Below are 250 nucleotides of genomic sequence, written 5' to 3'. Positions count from 1 at the left end.
TATACTTGGCTACATCCAATTCCATGGCTAAATTAGCATACATACGCTTTAAGCGTCTGTTTTCTGCTTCTAGTTCTTTCACTTTCTTCATTTCACTCGCTTCCATTCCTCCGTACTTTTTGAGCCAATTATACAGTGTTGCTCTGCTAATGCCATAGCTGCGTACAAGCTCTTCTATACTTCTACCATTATCGAATTCTTTCAAAATACTGGAAATCTGATTCGCACTGAATTGTTTCTTTTTCATAAT

General features: G+C 36.8%; 1 protein-coding gene. It reads right to left on the bottom strand.

The genetic code is table 11. From position 1 onward, the window contains the following. A partial coding sequence (locus GNY06_RS15785; RefSeq protein WP_166520143.1) for a transposase occupies nt 1-250 on the bottom strand: 250 nt, incomplete at both ends.

It is taken from the genome of Elizabethkingia argenteiflava, assembly GCF_009904105.1.
Taxonomy (GTDB): Bacteria; Bacteroidota; Bacteroidia; order Flavobacteriales; family Weeksellaceae; genus Elizabethkingia; species Elizabethkingia argenteiflava.
The sequence above is the reverse complement of the archived record's forward strand: the minus strand, read 5'-3'. Positions and strand labels throughout refer to the sequence as shown.